Genomic DNA, 18,182 nt, shown 5'->3' with positions numbered 1-18,182 from the left:
TGACGATTCCGGACCGATGTCAATATGCAGGATCGACTCCCAAAATACGGGATTTTCTTTGCCGCGCTTCTGGCGTAACAGCTGTCCCGCATGATCCCCCCCGGCACCCCCCCCATTCCCACCGCCGTGCAGAAGAGCTTCCAGATCCTGGAGGCGGTGGCCGCCTCGCCGCGGCCGCTCGCCGGGCTGGTGCTGGCGGAGCAGCTCGGGCTGACGCGCTCCACCCTGTCGCGGCTGGCGCTCAGCCTGGCGGCGCTGGGCTATCTCGACCGGGTCGAGGGTGGCTGGCAGCTGGGCCCCGCGGCGCTGCGGCTCGGCCTGGCGCGGCTGGCCAATCTCGACATCCGCGGCATCGCGGCGCCGCTGATGCGCGGCCTCAGCGAGGCGATCGACCTGCCCGTCGACCTCGCCATGCCGGTCGGCGACGAGATGCTGCATTTCGAGCTGGCGCAGAAGGCCGGCCAGGTGGTGGTGGCCAGCGAGATGGGCGCGCGGCTGCCGATCGCGCGCACGGCGCTGGGCCATGCCGCGCTCTTCGCCATGGCGCCGCCGCGGCGCGACGAGGTGACGCAGCGGCTGCGCGAGCGGGCCGGCGCGCGCTGGGCCGCGCAGCAGGCCGCCATCGCCGCGTCCTTCGCCCAGCTGGAACGATCCGGATTCTGCATCGTCATCGGCCAGCTGCGCGACGACGTCGCCGCCATCGGCGCGCCCTTCGTCGATCCGCGCGACGGCAGCGTCTTCAGCTTCAGCTGCTCGGCCATCGGCTTCGCGGTGGAGGCGACGCGGCTGGAGGCCGTCGGCGCGCCGCTGCTGGCCATGCTGCGCCAGGTGGGACAGGCGCTGGGCGCAGCCAAGCTCTCGTGAACCGGGCCGCGGCCATCGCCGCTGCCGGTCGCGCGTTACAGCGCCCGGCAGAGATCGCGATGCGGCGCGCCCGCGGCGGACGGCCATGGCGACGGAGGAGAGACGGCGATGCGGCTGATGACGAAGACCCTGGCGGCGACCCTGATGGCGGCGCTGCTCGGCGTCGCGGGGGTGGCGGCGGCGCCCGCGGCCCAGGCGGCGATGGCCAATGTCCTGGCGCTGCCGGCGGCGACCAGCGATGCCGGCGCGGCGCAGGAGGTGCGCTACGTCAACCGCTGCCGCCGGGTCATGGTGACGCGGCGCGACCGCTATGGCCGCCAGGTCCGGGTGCCGCGCGAGGTCTGCCAGCGCGTCTGGGTCGGGCCGCGCCGCGGGCCGCCGCCGCGCCATCGCTCCTGATGTCGCTTTCGGGTTGACGCCGCCGCCGGGAGGGCGGTGAACTTCCCTCCATCATGGCGCCTCCAAGGTCCCGGCAGCGGACCGGGCGCCATCGAGGGGGAGGACTTCGTCCATGCTCAGGCGACATCTGCCTCTGCTGGCGGGCGGCCTGCTGGCCGCGCCGTCGCTGGCGCGTGCGCAGGCCTGGCCGGCGCGGCCGGTCACCATGGTGGTGCCCTGGGCCGCCGGCGGCGGCGCCGACAGCGTCACCCGCATCTTCGTCTCCGGCCTGGAGCAGGAGCTCGGCCAGCCGGTCAACGTCGTCAACCGCACCGGCGGCAACGGCGTGGTCGGCCACAGCGCCATCGCGACGGCGAAGCCCGACGGCTACACGCTCGGCGTCGCCAGCTCGGAGATCTCCTATTTCCGCACACTGGGCATGTCGGAGATCTCGCCCGACAGCTTCGACATCATCTCGCGCCTGGCGACGATCCCGGCCGGCGTCACCGTGCGCGCCGGCAGCCCGTGGAAGAGCGTCGCCGAGATGCTCGCCGCCATCAAGGAAGGCCGCAAGGGGCTCTACACCGCCTCGGGCAGCGGGCTCGGCGGCTCATGGCATATCGCGCTGGCGGGGATGCTGCGAGCGGCGGGGATGGAGGCCGACCAGGTGCGCTGGGTGCCGTCGCAGGGCGGCGCGCCGGCGATGCAGGACGTGGTGGCGGGCGGCATCAGCATGGCCACCTGCTCGCCGATCGAGGGCAAGGCGCTGATCGATGCCGGCCAGGCGCGCGGGCTGGCGGTGATGGGCCGCAACCGGCTGGAGGTGCTGCCCGGCCTGCCGACGCTGGTGGAATCCAGCCTCGACTGGACGTTCGAGAACTGGTTCGCGCTGGTGGGGCCGCGCGGACTGCCGGAGGAGACGCATCGGCGGCTGCTCGATGCGGCAGGCCGCGCCCAGGCGAAGCCGGAAGTCAGGAATCTTCTCGCCCAGCGCGGCATCGTTCCGGTCTGGGAGACGCCGGATGCCGCCGGGCGCTTCGCCCGCGACTATGCCATCACCGCCGCCGGGCTGCTGCGCGCCCTGGGCCTGGCCAAGGCATGACCGCCTGGTCCGGCCCGATGGTCGACGCCCACCAGCATTTCTGGGAGCCGGCCCGGGGGCGCAATCCCTGGCTGGCGCCCGGCGCCGCCATCCCCTTCCGCTATGGCGACTACGCGGCGATCAAGCGGCCCTATCTGCCCGCCGACTATCGCCGCGACGCGGCCGGCCATGACGTGGTCGAGACCGTCTATGTCGAGACCGAATGGGATCCCGCCGACGGCATCGGCGAGACCCGCTATGCCGCGGCGCTGCAGGCCGAGCATGGCTGGCCCAACGCCATCGTCGCCCAGGCCTGGCTGCACCATGACGACGCGGCGGAGCAGCTGGCGCGCCAGGCGGCCGTCCCGCTGGTGCGCAGCATCCGCCACAAGCCGGGCGGCGACGGCCGGACGCCCGGGCTGATGTCCGATCCCGGCTGGCGGCGCGGCTATGCGGCGCTGGCCCGGCACGGGCTGCATTTCGACCTGCAGGCGCCCTGGCAGGCCTTCGCCGAGGCCGAGGCGCTGGCGCGCGACTTTCCGGAGACGCTGATCGTGCTGAACCATGCCGGCCTGCCCGCCGACCGCAGCGAGGCCGGCCTGCGCGGCTGGCGCGAGGCCATGGCGCGGCTGTCCGACCATGCCAATCTGCGGGTGAAGATCTCCGGCCTCGGCCAGCGCGGCCGGCCGTGGCGGGCGGAGGACAACCGCGCCATCCTGCTCGAGACCGTCTCCCTGTTCGGCGCCGCGCGCTGCATGATCGCCAGCAACTTCCCCGTCGACAGCCTCTGCGGCAGCCTCGACACCATCTTCGCCGGCTTCAAGGCGATCGCCGCGGACCTGCCGCAGGCCGAGCAGGCCTGGCTGTTCCGCGACACGGCGCGCGCGGTCTATCGCACGGGCGGCGCGGCATGACCCGGCTGCGCATCGGCTTCGCCGGCATCGGGCTGATGGGCGAGGCGATGACCCGCCGCCTGCTGGCGCAGGGCCATGCCGTCGCCGTCTGGAACCGCGAGCCGGAGCGGCTCGACACGGTGCTGCCCCATGGCGCGACCGCGGCGGCGTCCCCGGCTGTCCTGGCGGCGCAGTCCGACATCCTGGCGACCTGCGTGCTGCATGCGCCGGCGGTGCGCGCGGTGGTCTTCGGCGAGCAGGGTCTGCTGGCCGGCGCGCGGCCGGGCCTGCTGCTGGTCGACCTCTCCACCGCCGATCCGGCGGCGACGCGCGAGATGGCGACCGAGGCGCGCCGGGCGAAGGGGCTGCGCTGGGTCGACGCGCCGGTCTCCGGCGGGCCGCCGGCGGCGCTGGAAGGGGCGCTGACCATCATGGCCGGCGGCGCCGCGGCCGATGTCGAGGCCGCCCTGCCGCTGCTGCGGACCCTCGGCGCCAATGTCACCCGCATGGGCGAGACCGGCGCCGGGCAGCTGACGAAACTGCTGAACCAGGCGATCGTCGGCGCCGGCTATGTGCTGATGGCCGAGGCGCTGGCGCTGGCCGAGGCCGCCGGGCTGGAGGCCGCCGCTTTGCCCGCCGCCCTGGCCGGCGGCCATGCCGACAGCGCCCTGCTGCGGCGGATCTATCCGCGCATGCAGCAGCGCGACTTCGAGCCGCCCTCCGGCTATGCCCGCCAGCTGCTGAAGGATCTCGACGCCGTCGAAGGCTTCGCGGCGTCGCAGGGGCTGGCGCTGCCGGTGGTGCAGGCGGCCGCGGCGCAGTACCGGCGCCATGTCGCGGCGGGCCAGGGGCTGCGCGACAGCGCCTCGGTCAGCGAGCTCTATGCGCGCGACGGATGACCGGGCGGCGGCGCCGCGTTTCCGGCGCCGCACGATCCTCCGTTGAAGCGTGCCGCCGCGCCGGCGGCCATGATCGCGCCGGAGCATGGACGATGCTGGACGCGGTCGAGAACAGCCTGCGCGACATCTTCGACGCCACGGAGCGCCGCGCGCGGGCTCGTCGATCCGGCGCTGGCGCATCTGGCGGGGCGGCAGCGGCGCAAGCCTGGCTGGCCGCTCCCCACGGCGGGCGGCCGCCCGTGTGCCATGGCTGCGGGCGGTCCAGGCGGCGCGCGCCATGGTGGCGGTGATGATCCGCCAGGCCATGCAGCCGCCGGCGCCCTCTCCGGTCGCCGCATCCCGCGCGCGGCGCGGCCCGTGTCGGGCGCCGTGTCAGGTGCCGTGTCAGGCCCGGTGCAGCGCAGGCTTGTCGCCCGAATGCCGGGACGGCGCGTTCTGCGCCGGCGGCTGGTCGATCGCCCGGTGCAGCAGGGCGAAGGCCTCTTCGGCGCGGACCCCGCCGCGCTGGACCAGGCCTTCGATATCCTGGACCAGCGCGTCGATGGCGGTCTTCGCGGCCTGGGCTGATTGCGGCATGGCTTTTCCCCCGGTTCATCCCTCCAGAAGAATGAACGGGTTGGGCGCCGCGCCGCCACTGCAAACTGCGCGGGGCCGCGGATCGGGCAGCGGGCCCCCTGCCCTGCCGCGCCAGCGCGGCCGGCGATCGGCGCGAAGGGCACCATCGCCTCGAGGCGGGCGTGACGTGACGGCCTGCCCGCGCGGCTGCTGGCGTGACGGCTTCACCAGGAGCTGCGCCATGACCGGCAGGCCGAACCCTGCCGCCCTCCCCAGCCATGGATGTGGCCCAGGAGCTGGACGACGGGGCGCTGCATCAGATCGGGGGGGCACCACCATCGTCTTCGACACGCCGGATCCGGCGCGGACGCTTTAGGGCGGTCTCCCTGCCGCCAGACTGCGCCACCGGGAGAGGGGCTGCGTTCCGGCGTTTCACATACGATAACAAGAGCTTATCGTGCATCGAAGCTCTTCCGCTCCACCGCGCAGCTTCGCAGAAACCTTCTCTCGCCAGCCATCTCGGCCAGGAGAAGGAAGCGATCCATGGGCATCCAGGAAACGCCCCACGAGATGGCCCGGCCCATCTGCAGGAAGCTGCGCTGAGAGTGTCTGCGCAGGAGACACGGGTCGCGCGGTTGAGCCACGAACAGCTCTCCGAACAAGCGGCACAAGCGAATGATTTGCTCCAGCCCTACTGCAGGGTCCAGCAGCAGGCCCAACAGCATCTCGCGCACCTGCAGGCCGAAGCCGACAAGGAGTGGCATGGATGCCGGCCGGAAGTCTCCCGCCAAGACCTGGATGGAGATCTTGTTCACATAATGTAAAGAAAACTAAGATACCTAAAATATTGTAAATATTCAGCGGCCGGCGATTTGGCGTCGGTCGTATTGGAGGCGGTATGCCGGCGGCCCTGTCCTATGAGGTGACGAGCGACTGGAACAGCGGTTTCGTCGGAAACATGGTCCTCGCCGGCGGCGATCTTGGCCTGAACGGCTGGACCCTGGCGTTTGATGCTGGCTTTGCCATCGCAACGATCTGGGGTGCCGAGATCGTCAGCCATGTCGGCACCCGCTACGTGCTGCGAGACGCCGGGTGGAATGCCACAGTGGCGCCAGGCGGCAGCATGAGCATCGGCTTCCTGGCGAACAGCGCCGGTGCCGGCCATCAGGTGGCTGGGCTGAGCCTGAACGGCATCGTTCAGGGGGAAGCCTTGCCAACCATCAGTGTCGCGCATGCCGCCGTGCAGGAAGGCGCAGACGGCACGCGGCCGCTGGTGTTCACCGTGATGCTGGACAAGCCCGCGGCTGGCGCAGTGACGGTGGCCTACGCGACCGCGGACGGCAGCGCCACGGCGGGCAGCGACTACCTGGCCGCGGCCGGCACACTGCGCTTCGAGGCCGGGGAAACCAGCAGGACGGTCACCGTCGCCGTCCAGGGTGACGCGATCGTGGAGGCGGACGAGGCGCTGGTGCTGCGCCTGTCGTCCCCCTCGGGCGCCAGCCTGGCGAATGCCGAGGCCATTGGCACCATCCGCAACGACGATGTCGCGCTGCCTGTGCTGCAGGTTGGCGATGCCCATGTGGCGGAAGGCGACCTCGGCCGCCCCGCCATTCCTGGCACCGCGCCCGGCTTCTTCAGCACCGCGGGCAATCAGATCGTCGATGCCGCCGGAAACCCGGTGAAGATCACCGCCGTGTCCTGGTTCGGGATGGAAACCGGCACGCAGGCGCCGCACGGGCTCTGGGTGCGCGAATGGCACGAGATGATGCGGGAGATCGCGGCGGAGGGATTCAACACCATCCGGCTGCCCTTCTCCTCAGAGTTGCTGCACACCGACGCCGCGCCCTACGGCATCGACTTCAACCTGAACCCCGATCTGGCCGGGCTCAGCGGCCTGGGGATCATGGACAAGGTGGTGCAGTATGCGGGGGAGCTGGGCCTGCGCATCATCCTGGACCATCACAGCAACCGCATCGGCGTCAGCGTGGCCGAGGATGGGCTGTGGTACCGGCCGGGCGAGGCCTATACCGAGGACCGCTGGGTGCAGGACTGGCAGGATCTGGCCGCCCGCTACGCCGGCAACCCCACCGTGATCGGCGCCGACCTGCACAGCGAGCCCTGGGCCGCCACCTGGGGCGGCGGCGGCGAGAACGACTGGCACCGCGCGGCGGAGCGCGCCGGCAACGCCGTGCTGGCCGCCAATCCGGACTGGCTGGTCTTCGTGGAAGGCGTCTTCACCCACGACGACACAGGCTACTGGTGGGGCGGCAACCTGGCCGGCGTGCGGGACAACCCGGTCGAGCTGGATGTCGGCAACAAGCTGGTCTACTCGGCGCATGACTACCCCAATTCGGTCTTCCCGCAATCCTGGTTCCAGGACGCGGAGTTCGGCGACGCGCTGGCCGAGCGCTTCGACAGCATGTGGGGCTACATCTACCGCGAAGGCATCGCGCCGGTGTTCCTGGGCGAGTTCGGCAGCCGGCTCGAGGACCCCAAGGACCTGGTCTGGCTGGACAAGATCACCGCCTACCTGGCCGGCGACTTCGATGCGGATGGCACGGTCGACATTCCGGGCGGCGACCAGGGCATCAGCTGGGGCTGGTGGTCCTGGAACCCCAATTCCTCCGACACCGGCGGAATCCTGGCCGATGACTGGCGCACGGTGATCGAGGCCAAGGTGGCGCATCTGCAGCCGCTGCTGTTCGACTGGGACGCCGCCCAGCCCGCGACGCCCGACGACGCCCATGCGCTGCGCTTCACCGTGACTCTGTCCGAGGCCGCGGCGGAGGCAGTGCTGGTGGACTACGCCACGGTGGCCGGCAGCGCCGATACCGCCGATTTCGCCCCGGCACACGGCACGCTGCGCTTCGAGCCAGGGGAGACCAGCAAGGTCGTCGAGGTCGCGGTCACGCCCGATATGGCGGCGGAAGCGGATGAGACGCTGTCTCTCGTACTGTCCAATCCGCGCGGTGCCACACTGGCGCAGGCGACAGGCACCGGCACGGTGGTGAACGACGATGCCGCCGGCCCGATGCCGCCGCCCAGGCCGACGGAGGAAGGGCTGGACGGCGTCTTCACCATCACCGACAACTGGGGCAGCGTCTTCGGCGCAGAAGTGGTGGTGCGCAACCAGGGCGAGGACGCGGTTTCCGGCTGGCTGCTGCGGCTGAACATGCCCTGGGAGATCCGCGACATCTGGAGCGCCGAGATCGTGTCCCACGACGAGACCGGCTATCTCATCCGCAACGCCGCATGGAACGGCGCATTGGTGGAGGATGGCACAACCAGCTTCGGCTTCATCGGCCTGGGCTCGGGGGCCGACGCGGCGGGGGCCGAGCTGATCTTCTAGATCCTCTACGTCGCAGTTGTCGTTGCAGCGGCCTGGCTGCAGATTGAGGGAACAGTCTCTGTCCGCTCGGCCAGCACACAATGCGCTGCTTAGCGTGCTGATGACGTTGTGCTGCAAAGCGTTCGCTGCCCTGCGTCAGCTTTCTCCCGCCGGCGCCGCCGGAGGGAGGCAAGCCGTGCCTGGGCTGGAGACGCCTCTCCAACAGGCGCAGCGCTGTGTCAAAGAGGGGGAAGCCCGCCTGGCAGACCAGGCCGCGATTGTAGCTCGGCTGCAAAGTGGTCGGTTTCCCGAGATCGCGGCGACCGACGAGGACTTCCTGCGACAAGACGACAGGCGTCTGCAGCAGGCCTGGAAACGGGTCATCTGGCTGCAAGCAGCAGCGGGCACGCGCGAGAGCGATCAACAGGCGAGCCTTGCAACCTCCCGCTGCGGCAGGGCTGCAACAGCCTGATGCAGGTTGGCGGTGCAGGTCGGCAGAACCAGCTGGGGCCGCCCGAAGCGCAGCGGGTGATCCACCGGCAGAGCCTCAAGGCTGAGCAGCAAGGAAGGCAGGCACCAGACCGTCAGCCTGGTTGCCAGGGCCTCGCCATGCTTCAGCCGATTGCCAAACAGTGTGGCGTCGACATGCTCATGATCCAGGATGGAATGAGCCTGCTCTTCCCGAGGAACCGGGCCAAGCACGATGGCGCCGGCCTTCCGCAATCCTCCGCAGATGTCCATCGCCAGAAGATAGCTGGGTTCTGCGAGGAGGATGTGCCTGCCTTGGAGGGCAGGGCTGTTCTGGCACATGACAAGCGCCCTTCGCGTGGTGGAACACTCAGGGCACGGCCAGCCGCGGCTTCCCGTTCTGCCTGCGCCATATCGAAGGACAACACAAGCACGCATTCCAAAGGCGGCTTGGTCATCGCGAATTGGTTACACGGATGTTGGCGCCATGCCCCTCACTGATCAGGCGATGCGAAGCGGGAATTGTCGTGACGAGCGTCGCGCGCAGAGCGGCGGCAGCCGGGCGCGGCAAAATTCCTTCACCTTCCGGTCCGCACGTTGCGAGGCCGGGAGGCCAGGCGTCCCTGCGCGCTTCCTGGCCTGGTCCGCACCTGCATGACGATGGTAGCGCGCTCCGGTCCCGGGAAAGACGCATGACGGTCTGGTAGCGCAAGCCCCCGTCCCAGCCGGGCGACGCATGCGAGCTACATCGCAGCGGGACGGGCATTGACTGGATGCATCTTATACTGGCGCAAAGCGGAGGGTCTTGCTCAAAGCTGCGACGGATGCGTCCGACATACACATTCTAATCACGTTATTATTACTGATATTTTTCCGTCCAACCCTCTGTTCAGAATCGATATCAATTCGAATCCGAACCATAGTGCCCTTCGAAGCAGAGCCCTTGCTGCTTGTTGAAGGGCAGGACGGAAAGGAGAAGGCAGGAATGTCCGAGGCCGACCGCGGCAAGCTGTCGCTTCCCGTCCTGACCTCCATGGTCGTCGGATCGATGATCGGGGCAGGCATCTTCTCGCTGCCACGCACCTTCGGCCTTGCCACCGGGCCCTTCGGCGCGCTCATCGCCTGGGCCATCGCTGCCGGTGGGATGTACACGCTGGCACGCGTCTTCCAGGCTCTGGCGGAACGGCGCCCAGACCTCGATGCTGGCGTCTATGCCTATGCGCGCGAGGGCTTCGGCGACTATCCCGGCTTCCTCGCCGCCTTCGGCTACTGGATCGGCAGCTGCATCGGCAATGTCTCCTACTGGGTGCTGATCAAGTCGACGCTGGGCGCCTTCTTCCCTGTCTTCGGCGACGGCAACACGATCGTCGCCATCGTCGCAGCCTCGATCGGGATCTGGCTGTTCCACTTCATGATCCTGCGTGGCATTCAGCAGGCCGCCTTCATCAACACCGTCGTGACCTTCGCCAAGGTCATCCCGATCCTGGCCTTCGTCGTCATCCTGCTCGGCGCCTTCTGCCTCGATCTTTTCGGCGCCAACTTCTGGGGCGGCGACAACATGCCGCAGGCCAGCCTGTTCGAGCAGGTGCGCGCCACCATGCTCGTCACAGTTTTCGTCTTCCTCGGAATCGAGGGCGCGAGCGTCTATTCGCGCTTCGCCCGACGCCGCGCCGATGTCGGCACCGCCACGATCCTCGGCTTCATCGGGGTCACCGCGCTGATGGTGCTGGTGACGATGCTGCCCTATGCGGTGCTGCCGCGGGCCGAGATCGCCGGCATGCGCCAGCCCTCGATGGCCGCGATCCTCGAGGCCGTTGTCGGGCCCTGGGGCGCCATCTTCGTCAGCGGCGGCCTGCTGGTCTCGGTGCTCGGCGCCTATCTGGCCTGGTCGCTGATCTGCGCCGAGGTGCTGTACAGCGCCGCGCATACCCGCGACATGCCCATCCTCTTCGCGCGGGAGAACCGCAACAAAGTGCCTTCCGCCGCGCTCTGGCTGTCGAACATCGTCGTGCAGGCGATCATCATCTCCACCTGGTGGTCAAGCGACGCCTTCTCGCTCATGCTGAACCTGACCAGCGCCATGTCGCTGATCCCCTATCTTCTGGTGGCGGCCTTCGGCGTGCTGATCGCCCGCCGCGCTGAGGCCTATGTGACCCGGTCAGAGGAACGGCGCCGCGACCTCGTCTTCGCCGGCATCGCCACGGCCTACACCGTCTTCATGATCCTGGCGGGTGGCCTGACCTATGTCCTGCTCTCCTGCGTGCTCTACGGTCCGGGCACGGCGCTCTATGTCTGGGCGAGGCGGGAACAGGGCAGACGCCTCTTCACCCCGATCGAGTGGCTGATCTTCCTCGTGGTGATGGTGGGCTGCCTGCTCGGCATCCATGGCCTGGCCACCGGATCAATCACCCTCTGACACCCCCGCCGCCGATGGAGGTTCGCCTATGCCCAGCCCGTCACCCGCCGCCTTCGGCGTGCATTCCGAGGTCGGCCAGCTCCGCAAGGTCATGGTCTGCGCCCCCGGCCGCGCGCATCAGCGCCTGACGCCGAGCAACTGCGACGCGCTGCTGTTCGACGACGTTCTCTGGGTCGATGTCGCCAAGCGCGACCACTTCGACTTCGTCACCAAGATGCGCGACCGCGGCATCGAGGTGGTCGAGATGCACAACCTGCTGGCCGAGACGCTGGCGATCCCCGAGGCGAAAAGCTGGATCCTCGACCACCAGGTGGTGCCGAACCAGGTCGGGCTCGGCTTCGTCGACGAGGTGCGCTCCTATCTCGACGGGCTGGCGGCGCGGCCGCTGGCCGAGACGCTGATCGGCGGCCTGTCCACCTATGAGTTCCCCGAGGCGATCGGCGGCGAGACGCTGGCGCTGATCCGCGATGCCGCCGGCGTCAACGAGTATCTGCTGCCGCCTTTGCCCAACACGCTCTACACCCGCGACACCACCTGCTGGATCTATGGCGGCGTCACGCTGAACCCGCTCTACTGGCCGGCGCGGCACGAGGAGACCATCCTGACCGCCGCCATCTACCGCTTCCATCCCGATTTCGCCGGGCAGGTGAAGGTCTGGTGGGGCGATCCGGCGCAGGATTGGGGGCTGGCGACGCTGGAGGGCGGCGACGTCATGCCGATCGGCAAGGGCAATGTGCTGATCGGCATGAGCGAGCGCACCTCGCGCCAGGCGATCAGCCAGCTGGCCGGCGCGCTCTTCGCCGCGGGCGCGGCGCAGCGGGTGATCATCGCCGCCATGCCGAAGCTGCGGGCGGCGATGCATCTCGACACCGTCTTCACCTTCGCCGACCGCGACTGCGTCCTTCTCTATCCCGACATTGTCGACAAGATCGAGACCTTCTCCTACCGGCCGGACGGCAAGGGCGGGCTGACGCTGCGCAAGGACCAGGGCGGGCTGGTGGAGACGGTGCGCGAGGCGCTGGGCCTGAAGCAGTTGCGGGTGGTCGAGACCGGCGGCAACGACTACATGCGCGAGCGCACGCAATGGGACAGCGGCGCCAACCTGGTCTGCGCCTCGCCCGGCGTGGTCTTCGCCTATGACCGCAACACCTATGCCAACACGCTGCTGCGCAAGGCGGGGATCGAGGTGATCACCATTGACGGGTCGGAGCTCGGCCGCGGCCGCGGCGGCGGGCATTGCATGACCTGCCCGATCATCCGCGACGCGCTCGAGGACTGAGCCCTGTCATGGCCCGCGCCGACGGGCTGTCCCTGCCGGCGCTGACCGCGATCGTCGTGGGCTCCATGGTCGGCGCCGGCATCTTCTCGCTGCCGCAGGCCATGGGGCGCGCCAGCGGCGGGCTTGGCGTGCTGCTGGCCTGGGGCGTCACCGGCAGCGGCATGCTGCTGCTGGCCCTGGTCTTTCAGCGCCTGGCGCGCCAGAGGCCCGAGCTGGATTCAGGGATCTTCGCCTATGCGCAGGAAGGCTTCGGCCGCTATCCCGGTTTCCTCTCGGCCTTCGGCTATTGGACGGTCTGCTGCCTGGGCAATGTCTCCTACTGGGTGCTGATCAAGTCGACGCTGGGCGCCGTGGTGCCGGCCTTCGGCGACGGCAGCAGCCTGGCCGCCGTCGCCAGCGCCTCGGCGGGGCTCTGGCTGGTGCATGCGCTGCTGCTGCGCGGCGTGCGCCAGGCGGCGGCGCTGAACACCATCGTCACCGTGGCGAAGATCCTGCCGATCCTGCTGTTCATCGCGCTGGTGGCCCTGCGCTTCGACACAGCGCTCTTCGCCGACAGCTTCCGCGGCGCGCCGGGCGAGGGGCTGGCGCTGCAGCTGCAGGGCACGCTGCTGGTCACCGTCTTCGTCTTCGTCGGCATCGAGGGCGCCAGCGTCTTCTCCCGCCATGCGCGCCGCGCCGAGGATGTCGGCCGCGCCACCCTGGCCGGCTTCGCGCTGGTGCTGGCGCTGCTGGTGGCGGTGACGCTGCTCTCCTACGGCATCCTGCCGCGGGCCGAACTCGCTGCGCTGCGCAACCCCTCGATGGGCGGCGTGCTGCAGGCGGTGGTGGGCGGCTGGGGCGCGGGCTTCGTCGGCGCCGGGCTGATCGTCTCGGTGCTCGGCGCCTATCTCTCCTGGTCGCTGCTGGCGGCCGAGGTGCTGGTCGCCGCCGCCCGCGCCGGGATCATGCCGGCCGGCCTCGCCCGCGAGAATGCGCGAGGGGCGCCGGCCGCGGCGCTGTGGCTGACCAGCCTGCTGGTGCAGCTCTTCCTGGTGCTCACCTATTTCGCCGAGGAAGCCTTTCTGCTCGCGCTGAAGCTGACCTCGTCGATGGTGCTGCTGCCCTATCTGCTGGTGGCCGGCTTCGCCTTGCTGATCGACCGCCGGGCGGGACGGGGCGGCATCATTGCGCTGCTCGCGCTGCTCTATGTCGTCGGCATGATGCTGGGCGGCGGCCTGCGCTACCTGCTGCTGTCCTGCCTGCTCTACGCGCCGGGCACGCTGCTGTTCCTGCGCGCGGCGCGGGCGCCGGGGCTGCCCGCCTTCACCCGGGCCGAGGCGCTGCTGCTGGCGCTGGTCCTCGCCGGCGCGGCGCTGGCCGGGCTCGGCCTGCTCACCGGCCGCATTACGCTGTGAGGGGCGCATGAAGCAGCTTCTGATCGTCAGCCGGCTGATCATGGTGATCCCCTTCGTGGTGACGCTGGCCTGCTCCTTCGTGCTGATCTTCTACCAGGGGGCGGTGGTCACCCTGTCGATCGTCCGACTGCTGCGGCAGCCCGACCTGTCGCCCAAGGCGGCCAAGGTCTTCGCCGTGCATGTCGTCGAATCCGTCGACATCTTCCTGATCGCCATCGCCGCCTATATCATCAGCATCGGCCTCTATTCGCTGTTCATCGACGACAAGCTGGTGCTGCCCTCCTGGCTGCGGCTGCGCAGCCTGGAGGAATTGAAGGAAAACCTGGTCAGCGTGGTGATCGCCGTGCTGGCCGTGCTGTTCCTGGGCGAGGCCGTGGCCTGGGAAGGCGGCGCCGGCATCACCGCCTTCGGCGCCGCCTGCGCCCTGGTCATCGCCGCCCTGGTGATGTTCCTGAGCAAGGGCCGCTCGCCGCCGCCCTCGGATCAGGCCTGATCGGCCTGGATGCGGAACCAGGCGGCATAGAGCGCCGGCAGGAACAGCAGGGTCAGCAGGGTCGCCACCGCCAGCCCGCCCATGATGGCGAAGGCCATCGGCCCCCAGAAGGGGGTGAAGGCGATCGGGATCATCCCCAGCACGGTCGCTGCCGCGCTCAGCATGATCGGGCGGAAGCGGCTGCTGGCGGCGGCCAGGATCGCCTCGGGGCCCGGGGTGCCGCCAGCGCGCTCGGTCTCGATCTGGTCGATCAGGATGACGGCGTTGCGCGCGATCATGCCGATCAGCGACAGGATGCCCAGGATGGCGACGAAGCCCAGCGGCCGTCCCGACAGCAGCAGCCCGGCGACGATGCCGATCAGCCCGAGCGGCGCGACGCTCAGCACCAGGAACAGCCGCTGGAAGCTCTGCAGCTGCAGCATCAGCACGGTGACCACCACCAGCAGCATCGCCGGCACCACCGCCAGCACCGAGGCGCTGGAGCGCGCGCTCTCCTCGACCACGCCGCCGGTCTCCAGCCGGTATCCCGGCGGCAGCCCGGCGGCGAAGGCCTCCAGCCGCGGCTGCAGCGCCGCATGCACGGCGCTGGGCAGCACGCCCGGCGGCAGGCTGGCCAGGACGGTGATGGTGGGCTGCCGGTCGCGGCGCCAGACCACCGGATCGTCCTGCAGGTAGTCCAGCCGCGCGACCTGGCCCAGCGGCAGGCTGGCGCCGCCCGGCAGCGGCAGCTGAAGCGAGGCCAGGCTGTCCAGCGACAGCCGCTCCGCCGCCTCGGCCCGCGTCACCACCTCGATCAGGTAGCGGCCGTCGCGGATCTGGGTGACCACGGTCCCGGCCAGCACGCCGTCCAGGAAGGCGCCCAGCTGCTGCGAGGTCAGCCCGGCGCGGCGCGCCTGCTCCTGGTCGACCTCCAGCCGCACCAGCCGCGCCGGCTCCATCCAGTCGAAGTTGACCTGCCGCGCCTGCGGCTCCTCGCCGATCGCCGTGGCCAGGCGCATCGCCTGCGCCCGCACGACGTCGCGCGCCGGGCCGCTGACCCGGTATTGCAGCGGCCAGTCGGTGGAGGGGCCGAGCGCCAGCGGATAGACCTGCGACACCGCCTCCGGGATGGTGTCTTCCAGCTGCCGCTCCAGCCGGTGCCGCAGCCGCTCGCGGCCAGCGAAGTCGCGCGCCACGATGATGGTCTGGGCGATGGCGTCGCTCGTCATCGGCACGTTCAGCGGCAGGTAGAAGCGCGGCGAGCCCTGGCCGACATGGCTGGTCCAATGCGCGACATCGGCATCGTCCTGCAGCAGCGCGTCGAGCCGGGCCGACAGCGACGCCGATTGCAGGATCGAGGCGTTCTGCCGCGCCCGCAGGTCGACAACGATCTCCGGCCGGTCGGAGGCGGGGAAGAACTCCTGGCCCAGCAGGCGGAAGCCGGCGAGCGAGGCTGCGAACAGGCCGAGGGTCAGCGCGATGGTGGCCAGCCGCCGGCGCAGCGCCAGGCGCAGCAGCCGCTGGTACAGCCGCATCCCGGCGCCCGGGCCTTTCGCCGCGCCCGGCGGCGGCGGCCGCAGCAGCGCCACGCCCTGCACCGGGGTGAACAGCACGGCGACCAGCCAGGAGGTGACCAGCGCCATCCCCACCACGGCGAAAAGGGAAAAGGTGTATTCGCCGGCGCTGCTGCGGGCGAAGCCGATCGGCAGGAAGCCGGCCCAGGTGACCAGCGTGCCGGTCAGCATCGGGAAGGCCAGGCTGTCATAGGCGAAGCTCGCTGCGCGGAAGCGGTCGTCGCCGGCGGCCAGCCGCGTGACCATGACGTCGACCGTGGTGGTGGCGTCGTCGACCAGCAGGCCGAGCGCGATGATCAGCGCGCCGAGCGAGACCCGCTGCAGGTCGATGCCGCCCCAGAGCATCAGCGGGAAGACCATGGCCAGCGTCAGCGGGATGGCCAGCGCCACCACCATCCCCGCCCGCCAGCCCAGCGCCAGGAAGCTGACGCCGAGCACGATGGCGACCGCCTCGGCCAGCGAGCGCAGGAAGTCGCCCACCGCCCGGTCCACCGTCGCCGCCTGGTCGGCCACCAGATGCGGCTCGATGCCGAGCGGCAGCTCCGCGGTGATCGCCGCCATGGCGCGCCGCAGCGTCTGGCCGAGGGCGATGATGTCGCCGCCGTCGCGCATGGCGATGGCGAGGCCGAGCGCTGGCTCGCCGCGATAGCGCATCATCGGCTGCGGCGGATCGGCCAGGCCGCGCCGCACGGTCGCCACATCGGCCAGCCGGAACAGCCGGCCATTGGCTGAAAAGCTCGCCTCCGCCAGCGCCGCCTCGTCGCGGAAGGCGCCGCTGACCTGCAGCGTGATCACCTCCTCGCCGGTGACGACGCGGCCGCTGGGCAGCACGGCGTTCTGCGCCCGCAGCGCCTCGACCAGGGTCGCCGGGCTCAGCCCCAGCGCCGCCAGCCGCCGCGCCGAGAATTCGACATGGATGCGCTCGTCCTGGGCGCCGAGGATGTCGATGCGCTGCACCTCGGGCAGCCCCAGCAGGCGGCTGCGGATATCCTCCACCTGGTCGCGCAGCTCGCGCGGGCTGAAGCCGTCGGCGGTGAAGGCATAGACGATGCCGAAGGTGGTGCCGAACTCGTCGTTGAAGAAAGGGCCGGTCGCGCCCTGCGGCAGGGTGGCGCGGATGTCGCCCACCTTCTTGCGCACCTGGTACCAGAGGTCGGCGACCTCGGCGGCGGGCGTCTCGCCGGTCAGCTGCACCTGGATGATGGTGCTGCCCGGCCGCGTCACCGAGCGCAGCTGGTCCAGCCGCGGCACCTCCTGCAGCGCACGCTCCAGCCGGTCGGTCAGCTGCGCCTCGGTCTCGTCCAGCGTGGCGCCGGGCCAGCCGGCCTGCACCAGCATGGTCTTGACGGTGAAGACCGGGTCCTCGGCGCGGCCCAGCCGGCCATAGGACCAGAGCCCGCCCAGCAGCACGACCAGCATCAGATAGACCACCAGCGGGCGGTGGCGCAGCGCCCAGGCGGAAAGATTGCTGCTGCTCACGGCAGGCGCACCCGCTGGCCGGGATGCAGCGCCTGGGCGCCGGCGGCGACGACGGTCTCGCCGCCCTGCAGGCCGGCGGCGATGACCACGGCGGCGGCGGTGTGGCGGGCCACCTCGACGCCGCGCAGCGCGACGGCGCCGCTGGCGGGGTCGACCACCCAGACCGCCGCCTGGCCGTCGCGGGCGACCAGGGCGCTGGCCGGCAGCTTGATCGCCGCCTCGCCGGGCAGCGTCACCCGGCCGATCACCGCGGCGCCCAGCCGCATCGCCGGCGGCGGCGCGGTCAGGCCGACGCGCACCCGGAAGGTGCCGGTCGCCGCATCGGCCTGCGGCGCCACCTCCCGCACCCGGCCCGAGGCCTGCACGCCAGGATCGTCGGCCAGGGCGACGCTGACCTCGAGCTCGATGCTGGCGCGGCGCAGCAGCGCCGCCGGCACGTCGAAGACGGCGTCGCGCCCGTCCTGGCGGGCGATCTGCAGCACCGGCTGGCCGGCGCGCACCACCTCGCCCACCTCGGCGCCGCGGGCGACCACCAGGCCGGGCGCGTCGGCGCGCAGCTCCGTGTCGTCCAGCCGGTCCTCGGCGATGCGCAGCTCGGCGGCGGCGGCGTCCTGCTGCGACTGCGCGGTGGCCAGCGCCTGCTCGGCCTGCTCGTATTGCGCGCGGGTGGTGAAGCCGCTGGCCAGCAAGCTGCTCTGCCGGCCATAGGCGCCGCGCGCCTGGGTCAGCGCGGCGGCGGCGGCGACGGCGCGGGCGCGGGCGGCCTGCAGCGCGTTGCGCTCGTTCTGCGGCTCCAGCCGGGCGACGACCTGGCCGGCGGCGACGCGCTGGCCGATCTCGACGGCGCGCTCGGCCAGGCGCCCGTCATGGCGGAAGGCCAGCGCCACCTCGTCCTGCGCCTGGACCTGGCCGGCGAGGCTGAAGGGCGCCTCGGCCGGGCCGCGCTCGGCGGTGACCACGCGCACCGGGCGGATCGGCGGCGTCTCGGGCGGCGGATCGTCGCAGCCGGCCAGAGCCACGAGCAGGAGGAGAATGGCCGCGGACGGGCGGCATCGCGGTTTCAGGGCTGCATGGCTGGGCATCCTGCCTTCCCTCTGCATCC

Annotated in this window: 15 protein-coding genes and 1 pseudogene; 11 read left to right on the top strand and 5 right to left on the bottom strand. The window is 70.8% G+C overall.

Going from position 1 to position 18,182, the window contains the following annotated elements:
* The first annotated feature begins 90 nt into the window (after positions 1–90).
* From BKE38_RS11460 to BKE38_RS11440, 5 genes are all read left to right on the top strand, one after another.
* Positions 91–864 (top strand): IclR family transcriptional regulator, encoded by a 774-nt coding sequence (locus BKE38_RS11460; RefSeq protein WP_083747482.1) that lies wholly within the window; start codon positions 91–93, stop codon positions 862–864.
* 108 nt (positions 865–972) lie between these two features.
* On the top strand, positions 973–1,263 hold the full coding sequence (locus tag BKE38_RS11455; protein ID WP_076957449.1) for a hypothetical protein: 291 nt from the start codon (positions 973–975) through the stop codon (positions 1,261–1,263).
* 112 nt (positions 1,264–1,375) lie between these two features.
* Positions 1,376–2,344, top strand: a complete 969-nt coding sequence (locus tag BKE38_RS11450) for a tripartite tricarboxylate transporter substrate binding protein (protein WP_076957448.1) — start codon at positions 1,376–1,378, stop codon at positions 2,342–2,344.
* Positions 2,341–3,237 (top strand): amidohydrolase family protein, encoded by an 897-nt coding sequence (locus BKE38_RS11445; protein ID WP_076957447.1) that lies wholly within the window; start codon positions 2,341–2,343, stop codon positions 3,235–3,237. Before BKE38_RS11450 ends, BKE38_RS11445 begins: the two co-directional genes overlap by 4 nt.
* Complete coding sequence (locus tag BKE38_RS11440) at positions 3,234–4,115, top strand: NAD(P)-dependent oxidoreductase (protein WP_076957446.1); 882 nt, start codon at positions 3,234–3,236, stop codon at positions 4,113–4,115. Before BKE38_RS11445 ends, BKE38_RS11440 begins: the two co-directional genes overlap by 4 nt.
* Positions 4,116–4,499: 384 nt before the next feature.
* On the opposite strand, the gene BKE38_RS30765 is transcribed toward BKE38_RS11440, so the two are convergent.
* Together BKE38_RS30765 and BKE38_RS11430 are read right to left on the bottom strand one after the other, a co-directional pair.
* Positions 4,500–4,691, bottom strand: coding sequence for a hypothetical protein (locus tag BKE38_RS30765; protein ID WP_076957445.1), 192 nt, complete (start codon positions 4,689–4,691; stop codon positions 4,500–4,502).
* Between the two features lie 431 nt (positions 4,692–5,122).
* On the bottom strand, positions 5,123–5,434 hold the full coding sequence (locus BKE38_RS11430) for a hypothetical protein (protein ID WP_076957444.1): 312 nt from the start codon (positions 5,432–5,434) through the stop codon (positions 5,123–5,125).
* Positions 5,435–5,568: 134 nt separating this feature from the next.
* Between BKE38_RS11430 and BKE38_RS33800 the strand changes: the two are divergent.
* Positions 5,569–5,805 (top strand): annotated as a pseudogene (locus BKE38_RS33800) (cellulose binding domain-containing protein); the annotation flags it as partial.
* 75 nt (positions 5,806–5,880) lie between these two features.
* A complete protein-coding gene (locus tag BKE38_RS11425) occupies positions 5,881–8,019 on the top strand; it encodes a cellulase family glycosylhydrolase (protein WP_242662321.1) in 2,139 nt (712 codons plus the stop codon).
* Positions 8,020–8,418: 399 nt separating this feature from the next.
* On the opposite strand, the gene BKE38_RS11420 is transcribed toward BKE38_RS11425, so the two are convergent.
* Positions 8,419–8,808, bottom strand: coding sequence for a hypothetical protein (locus tag BKE38_RS11420; protein ID WP_076957442.1), 390 nt, complete (start codon positions 8,806–8,808; stop codon positions 8,419–8,421).
* A 643-nt stretch (positions 8,809–9,451) separates the two neighbouring features.
* Between BKE38_RS11420 and BKE38_RS11415 the strand changes: the two genes are divergently transcribed.
* Genes BKE38_RS11415 through BKE38_RS11400 form a run of 4 tightly spaced genes read left to right on the top strand, consistent with a single transcriptional unit; the run spans position 9,452 to position 14,048 of the window.
* Positions 9,452–10,882: a basic amino acid/polyamine antiporter gene (locus tag BKE38_RS11415; RefSeq protein WP_076957441.1), complete on the top strand. Its 1,431-nt coding sequence runs from the start codon at positions 9,452–9,454 to the stop codon at positions 10,880–10,882.
* 28 nt (positions 10,883–10,910) lie between these two features.
* Positions 10,911–12,161, top strand: coding sequence for an arginine deiminase (locus BKE38_RS11410; RefSeq protein ID WP_076957440.1), 1,251 nt, complete (start codon positions 10,911–10,913; stop codon positions 12,159–12,161).
* Positions 12,162–12,169: 8 nt separating this feature from the next.
* Positions 12,170–13,555, top strand: coding sequence for a basic amino acid/polyamine antiporter (locus BKE38_RS11405; RefSeq protein WP_076957439.1), 1,386 nt, complete (start codon positions 12,170–12,172; stop codon positions 13,553–13,555).
* 7 nt (positions 13,556–13,562) lie between these two features.
* Positions 13,563–14,048 (top strand): YqhA family protein, encoded by a 486-nt coding sequence (locus BKE38_RS11400; protein WP_076957438.1) that lies wholly within the window; start codon positions 13,563–13,565, stop codon positions 14,046–14,048.
* Here the strand turns inward: BKE38_RS11400 and BKE38_RS11395 are convergent.
* Both BKE38_RS11395 and BKE38_RS11390 read right to left on the bottom strand, forming a co-directional pair.
* Positions 14,039–17,080 carry an efflux RND transporter permease subunit gene (locus BKE38_RS11395; RefSeq protein WP_076957437.1) on the bottom strand — a complete coding sequence of 1,014 codons (3,042 nt, stop codon included), beginning with the start codon at positions 17,078–17,080 and terminating at the stop codon, positions 14,039–14,041. The genes BKE38_RS11400 and BKE38_RS11395 overlap by 10 nt on opposite strands.
* Positions 17,077–18,099 (bottom strand): efflux RND transporter periplasmic adaptor subunit, encoded by a 1,023-nt coding sequence (locus tag BKE38_RS11390; protein ID WP_242662320.1) that lies wholly within the window; start codon positions 18,097–18,099, stop codon positions 17,077–17,079. Before BKE38_RS11390 ends, BKE38_RS11395 begins: the two co-directional genes overlap by 4 nt.
* Positions 18,100–18,182: the final 83 nt, after the last annotated feature.

This window comes from Teichococcus deserti (genome assembly GCF_001982615.1).
Lineage (GTDB): Bacteria > Pseudomonadota > Alphaproteobacteria > Acetobacterales > Acetobacteraceae > Pseudoroseomonas > Pseudoroseomonas deserti.
The sequence above is the reverse complement of the archived record's forward strand: the minus strand, read 5'-3'. Positions and strand labels throughout refer to the sequence as shown.

Excerpts from the sequence above, each read along its gene's own strand:
- BKE38_RS11440 (WP_076957446.1), top strand. The coding sequence starts at position 3,234 with ATGACCCGGCTGCGCATCGGCTTCGCCGGCATCGGGCTGATGGGCGAG.
- BKE38_RS11445 (WP_076957447.1), top strand. The coding sequence starts at position 2,341 with ATGACCGCCTGGTCCGGCCCGATGGTCGACGCCCACCAGCATTTCTGG.
- BKE38_RS11455 (WP_076957449.1), top strand. The coding sequence starts at position 973 with ATGCGGCTGATGACGAAGACCCTGGCGGCGACCCTGATGGCGGCGCTG.
- BKE38_RS11405 (WP_076957439.1), top strand. The coding sequence starts at position 12,170 with ATGGCCCGCGCCGACGGGCTGTCCCTGCCGGCGCTGACCGCGATCGTC.
- BKE38_RS11430 (WP_076957444.1), bottom strand. The coding sequence starts at position 5,434 with ATGCCACTCCTTGTCGGCTTCGGCCTGCAGGTGCGCGAGATGCTGTTG.
- BKE38_RS11420 (WP_076957442.1), bottom strand. The coding sequence starts at position 8,808 with ATGTGCCAGAACAGCCCTGCCCTCCAAGGCAGGCACATCCTCCTCGCA.
- BKE38_RS11410 (WP_076957440.1), top strand. The coding sequence starts at position 10,911 with ATGCCCAGCCCGTCACCCGCCGCCTTCGGCGTGCATTCCGAGGTCGGC.
- BKE38_RS30765 (WP_076957445.1), bottom strand. The coding sequence starts at position 4,691 with ATGCCGCAATCAGCCCAGGCCGCGAAGACCGCCATCGACGCGCTGGTC.
- BKE38_RS11450 (WP_076957448.1), top strand. The coding sequence starts at position 1,376 with ATGCTCAGGCGACATCTGCCTCTGCTGGCGGGCGGCCTGCTGGCCGCG.
- BKE38_RS11400 (WP_076957438.1), top strand. The coding sequence starts at position 13,563 with ATGAAGCAGCTTCTGATCGTCAGCCGGCTGATCATGGTGATCCCCTTC.
- BKE38_RS11460 (WP_083747482.1), top strand. The coding sequence starts at position 91 with ATGATCCCCCCCGGCACCCCCCCCATTCCCACCGCCGTGCAGAAGAGC.
- BKE38_RS11415 (WP_076957441.1), top strand. The coding sequence starts at position 9,452 with ATGTCCGAGGCCGACCGCGGCAAGCTGTCGCTTCCCGTCCTGACCTCC.